This window comes from Brevundimonas sp. GW821-FHT09G01, from assembly GCF_059416065.1.
Genome location: NZ_JBWKOL010000003.1, coordinates 272697 through 285768, shown reverse-complemented (window position 1 = coordinate 285768; position 13072 = coordinate 272697). Strand labels below are relative to the sequence as shown.

Annotated in this window: 14 protein-coding genes; 6 read left to right on the top strand and 8 right to left on the bottom strand. The window is 68.5% G+C overall.

Going from position 1 to position 13072, the window contains the following annotated elements:
* The first annotated feature begins 25 nt into the window (after nucleotides 1-25).
* Nucleotides 26-499, top strand: a complete 474-nt coding sequence (locus AC07NB_RS08795) for an RNA pyrophosphohydrolase (RefSeq protein WP_494570404.1) — start codon at nucleotides 26-28, stop codon at nucleotides 497-499.
* Here the strand turns inward: AC07NB_RS08795 and AC07NB_RS08790 are convergent.
* The 7 genes from AC07NB_RS08790 to AC07NB_RS08760 form a co-directional block, all read right to left on the bottom strand.
* A complete protein-coding gene (locus AC07NB_RS08790; protein WP_494570405.1) occupies nucleotides 496-741 on the bottom strand; it encodes a DUF1272 domain-containing protein in 246 nt (81 codons plus the stop codon). The two genes, AC07NB_RS08795 and AC07NB_RS08790, sit on opposite strands and share 4 nt — an antisense overlap.
* A gap of 49 nt (nucleotides 742-790) precedes the next feature.
* Nucleotides 791-1120, bottom strand: coding sequence for a DMT family transporter (locus AC07NB_RS08785; protein WP_291836895.1), 330 nt, complete (start codon nucleotides 1118-1120; stop codon nucleotides 791-793).
* Between the two features lie 199 nt (nucleotides 1121-1319).
* Nucleotides 1320-1589, bottom strand: coding sequence for an ATP synthase F1 subunit epsilon (locus AC07NB_RS08780; RefSeq protein WP_291836897.1), 270 nt, complete (start codon nucleotides 1587-1589; stop codon nucleotides 1320-1322).
* Nucleotides 1590-1591: 2 nt separating this feature from the next.
* A complete protein-coding gene (gene atpD / locus AC07NB_RS08775) occupies nucleotides 1592-3145 on the bottom strand; it encodes a F0F1 ATP synthase subunit beta (protein ID WP_291836898.1) in 1554 nt (517 codons plus the stop codon).
* Nucleotides 3146-3188: 43 nt separating this feature from the next.
* Nucleotides 3189-4067 (bottom strand): F0F1 ATP synthase subunit gamma, encoded by an 879-nt coding sequence (locus AC07NB_RS08770; protein ID WP_492311812.1) that lies wholly within the window; start codon nucleotides 4065-4067, stop codon nucleotides 3189-3191.
* A 32-nt stretch (nucleotides 4068-4099) separates the two neighbouring features.
* Nucleotides 4100-5632 (bottom strand): F0F1 ATP synthase subunit alpha, encoded by a 1533-nt coding sequence (gene atpA, locus AC07NB_RS08765; protein ID WP_291836902.1) that lies wholly within the window; start codon nucleotides 5630-5632, stop codon nucleotides 4100-4102.
* Nucleotides 5633-5700: 68 nt separating this feature from the next.
* On the bottom strand, nucleotides 5701-6255 hold the full coding sequence (locus tag AC07NB_RS08760) for a F0F1 ATP synthase subunit delta (RefSeq protein ID WP_492311813.1): 555 nt from the start codon (nucleotides 6253-6255) through the stop codon (nucleotides 5701-5703).
* A 258-nt stretch (nucleotides 6256-6513) separates the two neighbouring features.
* Here AC07NB_RS08760 and AC07NB_RS08755 point away from each other — a divergent pair, with 258 nt between their 5' ends.
* Together AC07NB_RS08755 and AC07NB_RS08750 are read left to right on the top strand one after the other, a co-directional pair.
* The gene (locus tag AC07NB_RS08755) at nucleotides 6514-7359 is read left to right on the top strand and encodes a TerC family protein (RefSeq protein WP_291836906.1); all 846 of its coding nucleotides are present in this window, start codon (nucleotides 6514-6516) and stop codon (nucleotides 7357-7359) included.
* 2 nt (nucleotides 7360-7361) lie between these two features.
* Nucleotides 7362-8168, top strand: coding sequence for a glutaminyl-peptide cyclotransferase (locus tag AC07NB_RS08750; RefSeq protein ID WP_494570406.1), 807 nt, complete (start codon nucleotides 7362-7364; stop codon nucleotides 8166-8168).
* 159 nt (nucleotides 8169-8327) lie between these two features.
* On the opposite strand, the gene AC07NB_RS08745 is transcribed toward AC07NB_RS08750, so the two are convergent.
* Complete coding sequence (locus tag AC07NB_RS08745; protein ID WP_494570407.1) at nucleotides 8328-10490, bottom strand: primosomal protein N'; 2163 nt, start codon at nucleotides 10488-10490, stop codon at nucleotides 8328-8330.
* A 30-nt stretch (nucleotides 10491-10520) separates the two neighbouring features.
* Between AC07NB_RS08745 and fsa the strand changes: the two genes are divergently transcribed.
* Genes fsa through AC07NB_RS08730 form a run of 3 tightly spaced genes read left to right on the top strand, consistent with a single transcriptional unit; the run spans nucleotide 10521 to nucleotide 12843 of the window.
* Entirely contained in the window at nucleotides 10521-11174 is a 654-nt protein-coding gene (gene fsa / locus AC07NB_RS08740) for a fructose-6-phosphate aldolase (RefSeq protein ID WP_494570408.1), read from the top strand.
* 56 nt (nucleotides 11175-11230) lie between these two features.
* Nucleotides 11231-11932, top strand: coding sequence for a DUF484 family protein (locus AC07NB_RS08735; RefSeq protein ID WP_494570409.1), 702 nt, complete (start codon nucleotides 11231-11233; stop codon nucleotides 11930-11932).
* Nucleotides 11914-12843: a tyrosine recombinase XerC gene (locus AC07NB_RS08730; protein ID WP_494570410.1), complete on the top strand. Its 930-nt coding sequence runs from the start codon at nucleotides 11914-11916 to the stop codon at nucleotides 12841-12843. The genes AC07NB_RS08735 and AC07NB_RS08730 overlap by 19 nt, the downstream gene beginning before the upstream one ends.
* Nucleotides 12844-13072: the final 229 nt, after the last annotated feature.

Below are 13072 nucleotides of genomic sequence, written 5' to 3'. Positions count from 1 at the left end.
GCCTATTCCTACCGCCTCGGGCCCCATGACCGACCTGTCCCTCTACCGCCCCAACGTCGGCGTCGTGCTGTTCCATCCGGACGGACGCGTCTGGTACGGGCGGCGGGCCGGGACGCCGGAACCCCATAACTGGCAGTTCCCGCAGGGCGGCGTGGATGACGGCGAGGACTATGAGACCGCCGCCCGCCGCGAACTGGCCGAGGAGACCGGCGTGGTCTCGGCGGAACTGATCGGCGAGATCAGCCAATGGGTCGCCTATGATTTTCCCGAAGGGTACGGCGGCTCGAAGCAGGCCCGCGGCTGGAAGGGCCAGAAGCAGAAATGGTTCGCCTTCCGCTTCACCGGCGAGGAGTCCGAGATCGACCTGGAGCAACACGACGAGATCGAGTTCGACGCCTGGCGCTGGGGCCGGTTGGACGAGGCGCCCGACCTGATCGTGCCGTTCAAGCGGGCGGCCTATGAGCAGGTGGCGGCGACCTTCGCGGCGCTGCTGATCTAGGCCGCCACGCAACCCTCGGGCTTGAGCACCCGCGCGGTGGAGGCCGGATATTTCGCCAGCAGATGCGCGGGCCGGATCGGTCGGGCCACAAACCCGCCGCCGCAGTTCGGGCAGACGCCCTTTAGCCGCGTCTCCACGCAGTCGGCGCAGAAGGTGCATTCAAAAGTGCAGATGCGGGCGTCGGCGCTATCGAACGGCAGATCGCGGTCGCAGCATTCGCAGTTGGGACGGATTTCGAGCATCGGGGCCTCCCTGTGGAGACCCTGACACCCGCCCCGTCCCACCGCAACGTCAGTGGGCGCCGCCGCCCGGCGCCAGGCGGAACAACACCAGGCCCGACAGCACCAGCACCGCCGCCAGGATGCGCAGCGGGTTGATCTGCTCGCCCAGCAGGACCACGCCGACGACGAAGGCCCCGACCGCGCCGATGCCGGTCCACATGACGTAGGCCGTGCCCATGGGCAGGGTCTTCATCGAGATGGACAGCAGGGCGAAGCTGACGGTCATGAAGCCGAGCGTGGCGACGCTGGGCCACAGGCGGGTGAAGCCGTGCGACTGCTTCATGAAATAGGCCCACACGATCTCGAGCAGGCCGGCGATGAGAAGATAGATCCAGGCCATGGGTTGCGGCCCTCCTTGCAAAGGGCCGGGCCGTCCCGGACTTGACCCGGCGCCGGAGCACGGGGGCGAGGACGTGGCCTCGTCTTGCTGGGGCTATCTAGGGCGCCGGGCGCGGGGGTCAAGAGCCGGGGCGAACAAGAAAAATCCGGCGGACGCGCTGGGCGTCCGCCGGATATTCAGATCAGATTTGCGGGGCCGATCAGGCCGCGGCCACTTCCGAGGCTTTTTCGGCCAGGATGGTCAGGCCGGCCGGGGTCACGTCGGCGAAACCGCCGTGCACCTCGAACTGACGGCGCGAACCGCCGTCAATGACCGTGACCACGCCCTCGCGCAGGGCGGTCATGAAGGGCGCGTGGTCGGCCAGGACGCCGAAGTCGCCCTCGACGCCCGGCGCATCGACCTGGTCCACGAGGCCCGCGAAGACCTCGCGTTCAGGCGAGACGAGGGAGAAGCTCAGCTTGCCGGCCATGATCAGGCTTCCGCGGCCAGCTTCTGGGCCTTCTCGACGGCTTCCTCGATGGCGCCGACCATGTAGAAGGCCGCTTCCGGCAGGTGGTCGTATTCACCGGCCACGATGCCCTTGAACGAGCGGATCGTGTCTTCCAGCGAGACGAACTTGCCCGGCGAGTTGGTGAACTGCTCGGCCACGAAGAACGGCTGCGACAGGAAGCGCGAGATTTTGCGGGCGCGCGAGACGACCAGCTTGTCCTCTTCCGACAGCTCGTCCATGCCCAGGATGGCGATGATGTCCTTCAGGGCCTTGTAGGACTGCAGGACTTCCTGGACCGAACGGGCGACGCGGTAGTGCTCCTCGCCGATGACCAGCGGGTCCATGATCCGCGAGGTCGAGTCCAGCGGGTCCACGGCCGGGAAGATGGCCTGGGCGGCGATGTCGCGGCTCAGAACGGTCTTGGCGTCCAAGTGGGCGAACGAGGCGGCGGGCGCCGGGTCGGTCAGGTCGTCGGCGGGAACGTAGATGGCCTGGATCGAGGTGATCGAGCCCTTCTTGGTCGAGGTGATGCGTTCCTGCAGGTTGCCCATCTCGGTGGCCAGCGTCGGCTGATAGCCCACGGCCGACGGGATGCGGCCCAGCAGAGCCGACATTTCCGAACCGGCCTGCGTGAAGCGGAAGATGTTGTCGACGAACAGCAGCACGTCCTTGCCTTCCTCGTCGCGGAAGTACTCGGCCTGGGCCAGGCCGGTCAGGGCGACGCGGGCGCGGGCGCCGGGGGGCTCGTTCATCTGACCGTAGACCAGGGCGCATTTGGAGCCCTCGGTCGAACCGCCGTTCTTGGCCGGGTCCACGTTCACGTTGGACTCGATCATCTCGTGGTACAGGTCGTTGCCTTCACGGGTGCGCTCACCCACGCCGGCCAGAACCGAATAACCGCCGTACGCCTTGGCGATGTTGTTGATCAGTTCCTGCATGGTGACGGTCTTGCCGACGCCGGCGCCGCCGAACAGGCCGGTCTTGCCGCCCTTGGTGTAGGGGCACATCAGGTCGATGACCTTGATGCCCGTGACCAGGATTTCCGACGAGGTCGACTGCTCTTCGAACGAAGGCGCCTCGCGGTGGATCGGGCGGTACATGGTGGTCTTGATCGGGCCCTGTTCGTCGATCGGCGCGCCGACGACGTTCATGATGCGGCCGAGCGTGCCCGGGCCGACCGGCGCCAGGATGGAGGTGCCCGTGTCGGTCACCGGCTGGCCGCGCGTCAGGCCTTCCGAGGTGTCCATGGCGATCGTGCGGACCACGTTCTCGCCGAGGTGCTGGGCGACTTCCAGAACCAGGGTGAAGGGCTCGCCCGTCTTCTGGTCGATGTTCTGGGTCGTCAGGGCGTTCAGGATGGCCGGCAGGTGGCCGTCGAACTCAACGTCGACGACGGCGCCGATGACCTGAGAGATGCGGCCGGTGGCGACAGCCGCCGTGGCCTGTGCGGCGGCGGGCGTCTTCGCGGCGGCCGGAGCCTTCGGGGCGGCGGGCTTCTTGGCGGCGGGTTTCTTCGGGGCGGCGGTGTCGGTCATCGGTTCGTTCCGTTCGGAAAGTCTTGTCTGTGCGGGAGTCGGATCAGAGCGCTTCAGCGCCGGCGATGATCTCGATCAGTTCGGTGGTGATCTGGGCCTGGCGCTTGCGGTTGTACTGCAGGGTCAGGGCATTGATGAGGTCGCCCGCGTTGCGGGTGGCGTTGTCCATGGCGCCCATCTGGGCGCCGAAGAAGCTGGCCTGGTTCTCGTACAGTGCGGCCAGCACCTGGGTCGTGATGTTGCGCGGCAGGACGACGTCGAGGATTTCCTCTTCCGAGGGCTCGTAGTCGTAGACGGCGCCGTTCAGGTTGATCGGCTCGGCGTCGCCGTCGACGACCGCCGGGATCAGCTGCTTGGGCGTCGGCACCTGCGAGATGACCGATTGGAAGCGGCTGTAGAACAGGGTCACGACGTCGGCGTTGCCGGCTTCGAATTCCTCGGCGATCAGAGCGGCGATCGGCTCGGCGGCGGGAAGGCCGACGATCTTGTGGTCCGACATCTCGAAGGTGCGGATCAGCTTGTCGCCGTACAGGCGCGACAGGCCGTCGCGAACCTTGCGGCCCACGGCGACGATGCGGACGTCCTTGCCGGCGGCGATCAGGCCGTTAATGCGTTCCTTGGCGGCGCGGATGACGTTGGTGTTGAAACCACCCGCCAGACCCTTGTCGCCGGTGGCGACCACGACCAGGTGCTTTTGGTCCTTGCCCGTGCCGGCCAGCAGCTTGGGCGCACCGTCGCCGGACACGCCGGCCGCCAGATTGGCGATCACGGCGGCCATCTTCTTGGCGTACGGACGGGCGCTTTCAGCCTGGTCCTGGGCGCGCTTCAGCTTGGCCGCGGCGACCATGTTCAGGGCTTTCGTGATCTTCTGCGTGGACTTCACGCTGTCGATCCGATTGCGCATTTCCTTGAGGCTGGCCATCCGGCGCTACTTTCTCGCTATCCGGTCCGGTCTCAGGCGAAGGTCTTGGTGAAGGCTTCCAGCACCGACTTCAGCTCGGCTTCGAGCTCGGCGGTGAGGTCCTTCTTGGTGCGGATGCCTTCCAGCAGACCCGGGTTCGACGACTTCACGCGGGCCAGCAGCTCCGACTCGAAGCGGCCGATGTCGCCGACGGCGACCGTATCCAGGTAACCGCGGGTGCCGGCGTAGACCGACACGACCTGCTCTTCCATGGTCAGCGGGCTGTATTGCGGCTGCTTCAGCAGCTCGGTCAGACGCGCGCCGCGGGCCAGCAGCTTCTGGGTCGAGGCGTCCAGGTCCGAGCCGAACTTCGCGAAGGCGGCCATTTCACGGTACTGGGCCAGCTCGCCCTTGATGGTGCCGGCGACCTTCTTCATCGCCTTGGTCTGGGCCGAGGAGCCCACGCGCGACACCGAGATGCCGACGTTCACGGCCGGGCGGATGCCCTGGTAGAACAGGTCGGATTCCAGGAAGATCTGGCCGTCGGTGATCGAAATCACGTTGGTCGGGATGTAGGCCGAAACGTCGTTGGCCTGGGTCTCGATCAGCGGCAGGGCGGTCAGCGAGCCCGAGCCGTTGTCGGCGTTCAGCTTGGCCGAACGCTCCAGCAGGCGGCTGTGCAGGTAGAAGACGTCGCCCGGGTAGGCTTCGCGGCCCGGCGGACGGCGCAGCAGCAGCGACATCTGGCGATAGGCGACGGCCTGCTTGGAAAGGTCGTCATAGACGATCAGGCCGTGCATGCCGTTGTCGCGGAAATACTCGCCCATGGCGGTGCCGGCGAACGGGGCCAGGAACTGCAGCGGGGCCGGTTCCGACGCCGTGGCGGCCACGACGATGGTGTATTCCAGCGCGCCGGCTTCTTCGAGCGTCTTCACGATCTGGGCGACGGTCGAGCGCTTCTGACCGATGGCCACATAGATGCAGTACAGCTTGGCGGACTCGTCGTCCGAAGCGTTGACCGACTTCTGGTTCAGGATGGTGTCGATGGCGACGGCGGTCTTGCCGACCTGACGGTCGCCGATGATCAGTTCGCGCTGGCCGCGGCCGACGGGGATCAGGGTGTCGATGGCCTTCAGGCCGGTCTGCATCGGCTCGTGCACCGACTTGCGCGGGATGATGCCCGGGGCCTTCACGTCCACGCGGCGGCGCTCGGTGAACTGGATCGGGCCCTTGCCGTCGATCGGCTCGCCCAGCGGGTTAACGACGCGGCCCAGCAGGCCCTTGCCGACCGGAACGTCCACGATCTCGCCCAGGCGGCGGACTTCGTCGCCTTCCGCAATGGCGGTGTCGGCGCCGAAGATAACCGCGCCGACGTTGTCGCGCTCCAGGTTCAGGGCCATGCCCTTCACGCCGGCCTTCGGGAACTCGATCATTTCGCCGGCCTGGACGTTGTCCAGACCGTGGATGCGGGCGATGCCGTCGCCGACCGACAGCACCTGGCCGACGTCCGAAACGTCCGCTTCCACGCCGAAGTTGGCGATCTGCGACTTGAGGATGGCCGAAATCTCGGCGGCGCGGATGTCCATTTGGATCTCTCTGTCTTCGTCTCAGGGCGGGCCGTCAGGCGCGCTGCATTCTTGTTGTCGGTGCGCGCTTACGCGCGCTTGAGGGCAAACTTCATCTGGTCGAGCTTGGTCTTCAGCGAGGCGTCGAACAGCTTCGAGCCGACCTTGACCTTCAGGCCGCCCAGGATCGCCGGGTCGACGCGGGCCGTCAGTTCCGGATCCTTGCCCAGCGAGGTGCGGAGCGTGGTCTGGATGGTCTTGAGCTGGGCGGCGGTCAGCGTCTGGGCGGACACGACCTCGGCGGCGACGACGCCTGTCTTCTTCGCGTACAGCGCCTCAAAGCCCGCGATCACGCCCGTCAGGTCGCGGGCGCGGCCGTTCTGGGCCAGCAGGCCGAGGAAATTCTTGGTCACGGCGTTGAACTTCGCCTTGTCGGCGATGGCGGTCAGGCCCTTGCCCTGGTCTTCGGCGGCGATCACCGGCGAAGTGGCCAGGCGGCGCAGGTCCGCGCTCTCCGCCCAGGCGGCGCGCAGGGACTTCAGATCCGCTCGCACGGCGTCCAGGACGCCCGTCTCGTCTGCCAGGTCGAACAGCGCCTGTGCATAGCGCTCGCCGACTTCCGTCGTTCTGAAATCGTCAGCCACTTATAAAGTCCGCGCGGGTTAGCGTTCGGGTTGGTCGACCGGCCGCGTGTCCGCGTCGATCAAAGGCATGAAATGCTTGAAGAAAGCACACCGGGGACGCGCCTTGCGACGCATCCTCCGGTTCAGCCGGGCGCCTGATAGCACCCCTGCCGTTCCGCCGCAACCGAGACAGGCCGCCACATCCCGCCGCATTGCCGCACCCGCAACTGCACCGCTACAGATGAGTTTCAGCGTTACGCTCCAGGAAAATCCCCACCGATGTTCGACTTCTCCGTCTTCTTCACCGATCCGACCGTCTGGGCGGCGCTCATCACCCTGGTGGTGATGGAGGTGGTGCTCGGCATCGACAATCTGATCTTTATCTCGATCCTGTCGAACAAACTGCCGCCCGAGCATCGCCAGCGCACTCGCCGCATCGGCATCGGCCTGGCCCTGGTCATGCGACTGGGCCTGCTGGCCACCATCGGCTGGATCGTCGGCCTGACCGCGCCGGTCTTCGACCTCGGCATCCACGGCGCGCTGAACAGCCATGGCGAGCCCGCGTTCGACACCGCCTTCAGCTGGCGCGACCTGATCCTGATCGCGGGCGGCCTGTTCCTGATCTGGAAGGCCACCAAGGAAATCCACCACGCCACCGACACCACCCCGTCCCATGACCTTCTGGAGAAGGACAAGAAGGACGTGGTCATCAACAATGTCGGCGCGGCCATCTTCCAGATCATCCTGCTGGACCTGGTCTTCTCGATCGATTCGATCCTGACCGCCGTCGGCATGACCGACCATGTCGTGGTCATGATGATCGCCGTCGTCGTCGCCGTCCTGACCATGCTGCTGGCCGCCGACCCGCTGGCCGAGTTCATCGACAAGAACCCGACCGTGGTCATGCTGGCGCTGGGCTTCCTGCTGATGATCGGCGCTGTGCTGATCGCCGACGGCTTCGGCGTGCATGTGCCCAAGGGTTACATCTACGCCGCCATGGCCTTCTCGGCCCTGGTCGAGGGCCTGAACATGCTCAGCCGGGCCTCCGCCAAGAAGAAGGAGGCGGCCCTCGCGGCCCGACAGGCCCAGTTGAACAAGGCCGAGACGGCCGAGCCCGGAGTCTGAGCATGCGGCGGCTGATCCTTTTCGCCGCCGCCCTGCTCGCTTCGGCGCCCGCGGCGGCGTTGGCCCAACAGGCCGCGCCCGCCGTTCGGGCCGCCCCCGCGCCCACCGCGACGCCCCACTACGGCTTCGAGGTGGTGCGGACCTATCCCCATGACCCCCATGCCTTCACCCAGGGCCTGATCTGGCGGGACGGCGCCCTGTACGAAAGCACCGGCCGCTCCCCCTCGACCATCCGCAAGGTGCGGCTGGAGGACGGGGCCGTGCTGCAGCGGCGCGTCCTCGACCCGGCCATCTTCGGCGAGGGGCTGACGGAGCTGAACGGGCGGCTGCTGACCCTGACCTGGACCGACGGCAAGGGCTTCATCTGGGACCCCGCCGACCTGAGCCCCCGTGGCGAGTTCGCCTATGACGGCGAAGGCTGGGGCCTGACCACCGACGGCGAGCGCCTGATCCTGTCCGACGGCGCGCCGCATCTGCGCTTCCTGGACGGCCGCACCCTGGCCCAGACCGGCCAGGTCGAGGTCACACTGGACGGCCATCGGCTCGGCAAGCTGAACGAGCTGGAATGGGTCGAGGGCGAGGTCTTCGCCAACATCTGGCAGACCGACTTCATCGTCCGCATCGACCCGGCGACGGGCGTGGTGAAAGGCGTCATCGACCTGACCGGCCTGCTGCCCGACCGTACGGGCATGGATCCTCGCGACGACGTTCTGAACGGCATCGCCTGGGATCCTGTCGGCCGCCGCCTGTTCGTCACAGGCAAAAACTGGCCCAGCCTGTTCGAGATCAAGCTCACGGGACCGCGCTGACCTCGCTTCGCAAGGCCAGCGCGTTTTTGCTGGGCCGCGGACCGTCGGCCCTCCGGGCCTCCCGACCCGACGCGGCCTGGCGCTTCGCGCGCCGCCAATCCCTCAAGATGAGCGGACTGCGCTCAAGCCGCGAGCCGCCGCGCGGCGAGCGATAGCGCCCTACAGGAAACTATACGGATCCACGTCAACATTGAGCCGGACGGACGCCGGCACCTTCACCCGGCTGAGCCACACCCGCAGGAAGCCCTGCAGGTCGACATCGCGGTCGGCGCGGACCAGCAGCCGCTTGCGTCGGCGGCCGCGCACCAGCGCCAGCGGCGCGTCGGCCGGGCCATAGACCTCCAGCCGCTCGGCGTTGGGAATGTTCTCGGCCAGGTCCCGGGCCACCTTTTCGACCGCCTGGGGATTTTCGCCCGACAGGATGATCGCCGCCAGCCGGCCGTAGGGCGGCAGGGAAGCCGCCTCGCGCTCGGCCATCTCGGCGTCGACGAAGCCGTCGCGGTCGCCCGCCGCCAGCGCCTGCAGCACTGGATGCTCCGGCGTCCAGGTCTGCAGCAGGGCCCTGCCCGGCTTGTCCGCCCGCCCCGCCCGGCCCGTGGCCTGCGTCAGCAGCTGGAAGGTCCGCTCGGCCGCCCGCAGGTCGCCGCCGCGCAGGCCCAGGTCGGCGTCCACCACCCCGACCAGGGTCAGGTGGGGGAAGTTGTGCCCCTTCGCCGCCGCCTGGGTGGCCACAAGGATGTCGATCTCGCCCTCGGCCATCGACTGGATCAGGGCGCGGGCCGACTTGCCGTCAGGCACGGTGTCGGAACTGAACACCGCCGTGCGAGCCTGCGGGAACAGGTTGCGCACCTCCTCCTCGACCCGTTCGACGCCTGGTCCGACCGACACCAGCGAGTCCTCGGCGCCGCAGGACGGACAGAACTTGGGCCGCAGCATGGAAAAGCCGGTCAGGTGGCAGACCAGTCGTCCGGTGTAACGGTGCTCGACCAGCCAGCTGTCGGTGTCTGGCGCGGTCAGGCGGTGGCCGCAGACGCGGCACAGGACCACCGGGGCGTAGCCGCGCCGGTTGAGGAACAGCAGGGTCTGCTCCCCCCGGGCCAGGGTCTCGCCGATAGCCTCTCGCAGCGGTTGGGACAGCCAGGTCTGGGGGTCAGGCGGCGCGGCGCGCAGGTCCAGCAGGGCGATGTCCGGCAGCACCGCCGCCCCGTGCCGCGCGGCCAGCTTCAGCCAGCGATAGCGGCCCTGGTGGGCGTTCCACAGAGTCTCCAGCGACGGCGTGGCCGAGGCCAGCACCACCGTCGCCCCCTCGATCCGCGCCCGGGCCACGGCGAGGTCGCGGCCGTGATAGACCAGCCCCTCCTCCTGCTTGAACGAGCCGTCGTGCTCTTCATCGACAACGATCAGGCGCAGGTTGGCATAGGGCAGGAACAGGGCCGAGCGCGCGCCGACCACGATGTTGCAACGACCGGCCTGCACCGCCTCCCAGACCTGACGGCGGCGGGGCGGGGCGACGCCGGAATGCCATTCGGCGGGCGCGGCGCCGAAGCGGGTCGCGATGCGCTCGATCAAGGCCTGGGTCAGGGCGATCTCGGGCAGCAGGATCAGGACCTGCGCCGCCGGATCGGCCTTCAGGGCGCGGGCGGCGGCCTCCAGATAGGCCTCGGTCTTGCCCGAGCCGGTGACCCCGTCCAGCAGGAAGGGGACGAAGCCGCCGGCCGTCACGGCGTCGGCCACGGCCTCGGCGGCGGCGGCCTGATCCGGATTCAGCGTCGCCGGCGCATGGTCCGGATTGGGCGGGTCGAAGGCGGCGATCGCCTCGATCTCGATCGTCTCCAGCACGCCCTCGTCCAGCAGGCCCTTCACGACGCCGGACGAGACGCCCGCCGCCCGCGCCAGATCAGGGCCGGGCATGGACTTTCGGCCCAGCGCCTCCAGCACCGCCGTGCGCGCCGGCGTGGGGCGGACAGGCGACCGGTCGCCGACCCTGCGCACCCGGCGCTCGGGCCGGGGCCGCGGCGCGCGCAGGCCCTTCAGGGCCGCCGAGGCCATCTCGCCGGGCGCGCTCAGAGTCCAGCGCGCCGCCCATTCGACGAAGTCCACGGTGCGTTCGGGCAGGCGCGGCTCGTCCAGAACATGATCGATGGCCTTGAGCCGGCGATTGGTCCCCGTGGTCTCTCGCGCTTCCGCCACGACGCCCCGGATCAGGCGCGGCCCCAGCGGCACGGCCACCTGATCGCCCCGCGCCACCTCGACGCCGTCGGGGATCTCGTAGTCGAAGGCCTCGGGCACCGGCAGCGGAATCAGGACGGATGCGACTTTCACCGCGCTCCCCTCTCCGCTAAAAGCCCGCCCATGAAACTCTTCCTCGACACCGCCGACGTCGCCGTCATCAAGGACCTGCTGCCCACCGGAATGGTGGACGGCGTGACCACCAATCCCACGCTGATTGCAAAGTCCGGGCGCAACATCGCGGAGGTCATCGCTGAAATCTGCGCCCTGGTCGAGGGGCCGATCTCCGCCGAGGCCGTGGCGACCGATTTCGAGACCATGGTCAAGGAAGGCGACAAGCTGGCCGCCATCGCCCCGAACGTGGTGGTGAAGCTGCCGCTGACGTGGGACGGGCTGCGCGCCGCGCGGGCCTTCTCGGACAAGGGCGTCAAGACCAACGTCACCCTGTGCTTCTCGGCCGCCCAGGCCATGCTGGCCGCCAAGGCCGGCGCGACCTTCATCTCGCCCTTCGTCGGCCGTCTGGAAGACCACGGCGCCGACGGCATCGCGCTGCTGGAAGAGATTCGCACCCTGTACGACATCCACGGCTTCGAAACCGAAATCCTGGCCGCGTCGCTGCGCAATCCGAACCACGTCTCGGCCGCCGCGCTCGCCGGCGCCGACGCCGCGACCCTGCCGGCGGACACTTTCAAGGCGCTGGTCAAACACCCGTTAACCGACAAGGGGCTTGATGCCTTCCTGGCGGACTGGGGCAAGACCGGCCAGTCGATCCTGTAGGGATCGACAACTCCCAGAACGCTCCATTCTCTAAGTACCGCCTCGAGGAGAGGTTTGTGAGCGTTTCACCCGACCTCTCTGCAAAGCCTGAAGAGCCGCACTGGCCGGACATCCGCGCCTGGCTGCAGGCCCATCCCCAGACCCTGCTGGACGACCGGTCCCTGCTGGAGGAGATCGGCCTGAAGCCGCATGGGCGCAATGTGGTCGAGTTCGGCCGCGCCGCCCTGACGAAGCTGGAAGAGGCCGCCGAGCGCGAGGCGGACGCCCGCAAGCGCATCGAGGCTGTGGCCCGCGCCAATTTCGCCGCCCAGACCCAGACCCATGTCGCGGCGCTGGACCTGATGGAGGCGCGCAATCCCTCCGATCTCGCCCGCCGCCTCGACGCGGTGGCGCAAGGGCGCTTCGGCCTGGCCGGCGCTGCCATCGCCATGGAGAAGCCCGGCGGCGTGCCGTTCGGCTGGAAGGCGCTGGAGGTCGGCGGCGTCGACGCCCTGCTCGGCGACCACGGCCTGACCTGGCTGGGCCCGAATTTCGACGGCCTGGGCCTGTTCAGCGCGGTCGAGGACGAGGTCCGGTCGGTCGCCCTGATCCGCATGGCCCCGCAATTCCCGGGGTCCGAGACGCCGGGCCGTCACGCCCTGTGCGCCTTCGGCTCGCCGGAAGAGGACGGCTTCACCCCCAATATGGGCTGCGAACTGGTGGCCTTTATCGCCCGGGTGGTCGAACGCACGGCCGAACGATGGCCCATTCTCAGCTGACCGCCTCCGAAGCCCTGTCCGCCTGGCTGGAGCATCTAGCCCATGAGCGGCGGCTGTCGCCCCGGACGCTGGAAGCCTACGGCCATATCGGGCGGCTCTATCTGGCCTTCCTGGAACGCCATCGGGGCGAGCCGCAGGGATTGGCGGACCTGGGAGTGATCACGGCGGCGGAAGTTCGCGCCCATCTGGCCGAGCGCCGATCCGGCGATCATCCCCTGAACGCCCGGTCGATCAGCCAGACCCTGTCGGCCATCCGCGCCTTCCACAGCTTCCTCGACCGGCGGCTGGATACGCCCGCGCCGCAGCTGGCCCTGGTGCGCGGCCCCCGCCTGAAGCCCACCTTGCCCCGGCCTGTCACCGAGGATCAGGCGCGCGGCCTGCTGGAGGAGACGCAGGCCGATCCGGACGCCGAGCCGTGGGAGGCCGCCCGGGACCGGGCCGTGCTGACCCTGCTGTACGGTTGCGGGCTGCGGATTTCGGAGGGCCTGTCCCTGATCCGGGCCGACGTTCCCCTGCCCGAGACCCTCAGGATCACGGGCAAGGGCGACAAGACGCGGATGGCTCCGGTGCTGCCCGCCGTGCGCGCGGCGGTGGACGCCTATCTGGCCCTCCTGCCCTGGCCGCTGGAGCCGTCGGACGCCCTGTTCCGCGCCCGTCGCGGCGGGCCTTTGGGACCGCGTCAGGTTCAGGCGGCGATGCAGCGTCTGCGCGGCCGCCTGGGCCTGCCCGCCAGCGTCACGCCCCATGCGCTGCGCCACAGCTTCGCGACCCATCTGCTGGGCGCCGGAGCCGACCTGCGTTCGATCCAGCAACTGCTGGGCCACGCCAGTCTGTCGACGACCCAGAAGTACACCGCCGTCGACGCCGCCCACCTGCTCGACGCCTATGCGGCGGCCCACCCCAGGGCTTGAGAGAACACGGACTCGCCACGGCGCGCGAACGGCGCCTAGAGTGCGGGAAAATAAAAAAGATAAGGGGAAACGCCGCTGACCTCATATCCCACGCCGATTCTCCCGCGCCGCGATCTGCTGATCGCTCTGGGCGCGGCGGGCGTCGCCGGGGCGACGCCCGGCCCCGCCGCCTTCGCCCGAACCCAGGACCGGACTCAGCAACCGCCCGCCGACGCTCCGTCGCCCATCT